Here is a 1,618-nt window from a genome sequence, read left to right as displayed (position 1 = left end):
AAAACATACTAAGATTAGTAGTGCAGGCCAAGGCATTGGTTCGCACTACTATTTTTTATATAGTAGAAGTGAAGAAAGGGTCGTGTATGCTTTAGGATTCTGAATCCGTAAAAAAAACTGACCTTCTTCACTTACCTTATTTGAATCAGTTTTTAGTATGTTGGTCCTCGAGATCGTGTATAAGAAATGGGAATCGATAAGTGTAAGATGAAGACTTCAACTTTACGTCAGGAGGAACCTTATGAGACACGTAATTGCATTTGATATCAGTATGGGTAAAAGTTATATGGTCATTTATAATGCACAAAAACAATGTATCTTTGAAAAAGAAATCAAACATTCAAAGTCTGAATTTGAAGAGCTACAAAAAAAGATACATGAGCTTACCAATGAAACTGGCAAATCACCTGAAATTGTGTTCGAAGCAACAGGTATTTATTCCAGGCAGCTAGAACGATTTATGCAAGATAACCAATACACATATTGTCTATTAAACCCCTTAGAAGCAAAATTACAATGTGATTCCTTACGGATTCATAAAACGGACCGAAGTGATGCACATCGACTAGCCATTACTCATTTTACAGTTACCCGAAGGGTATCTCATAGAACGGACCACTTATTCCATCAGTTAAAGTCTCTTTCGAGATTTTATAGCGAACTGGATGGAGAATTATCGATGATTCGTAGTCGTATGCACAAAGTAATTCAATTAACATTTCCTGAATTAGAAAAAATGTTCACTAGTAAATCGGATCTATTTTTAAATTTTGTTCAACTATTTCCCCATCCAGATTGTGTTTTAAATCTTTCTAAAACAATCATAAAAAATCGTATTCGTGCCAATACCAATAAAAAAATATCAACTATCATGGCAGAGAAAAAGGCAATTCAAATACTTGAAATAGCGAAAAATTCCTATCCAGCCGTTTCACAAAATGATGTCCTATGTGATCAACTCAAGGTATACGCAAGGCGTTATCAAGAACTTCTTCATCAAAAGGAACATTGCATTAACAAGATGGTACATCTTGCCGAACAACGTGCAGAATATAGTATCATTTTGAGCCTTCCTGGAATTGGGCCAAATACAGCTGTACGTTTAATGGCTGAAATAGGAGATATTACTCGTTTTGCGAATAACAAGCAATTGAATGCATATGCCGGTATTGATATACGTCGCTTTCAATCCGGTAAAACTTTTTATAAAGATAAAATTAATAAACGTGGAAATAAACATTTACGAAAACTACTTTTCCTGATTATCCAAAACATGATTAAACAACGGCGTTACGGGCGAAATCACATTATAGAGTACTACGATAAATTAAAAACGCAACCCTATAACAAATGTCATAAAGTTGCGTCCATTGCGTGTGTGAATAAGTTACTGAAGCTTCTCTTTCATCTTATTACACACGATATACACTATGATTATCGGTTAACGGCCTAATATCATAGTTTTATTCATCATATCATATCTCCCCCTAGTAAAAAAACGAATCATATTAGGGGTATTTAGTATGCGTTATACGTGGATACATGTGTGATATAGATTTTTGGTACTCAATCCATCAAAAATCTATAAATACAGGTTGACTAATCGTAAGAAAAAGCA

At 34.1% G+C, this 1,618-nt stretch carries 1 protein-coding gene; it reads left to right on the top strand.

Features of this window, described 5'->3' with window-relative positions:
• The first annotated feature begins 241 nt into the window (after window positions 1–241).
• Complete coding sequence (locus tag MR155_RS31045) at window positions 242–1,453, top strand: IS110 family RNA-guided transposase (RefSeq protein WP_242312101.1); 1,212 nt, start codon at window positions 242–244, stop codon at window positions 1,451–1,453.
• Window positions 1,454–1,618: the final 165 nt, after the last annotated feature.

Origin of the sequence: Bacillus cereus group sp. BfR-BA-01331 (genome assembly GCF_022663915.1) — a bacterium.
Classification (GTDB): domain Bacteria; phylum Bacillota; class Bacilli; order Bacillales; family Bacillaceae_G; genus Bacillus_A; species Bacillus_A mycoides.
The sequence above is the reverse complement of the archived record's forward strand: the minus strand, read 5'-3'. Positions and strand labels throughout refer to the sequence as shown.

What these genes read in the sequence shown, in the direction of transcription:
- MR155_RS31045 (WP_242312101.1), top strand. Translation starts at nt 242, where the DNA reads ATGAGACACGTAATTGCATTTGATATCAGTATGGGTAAAAGTTATATG.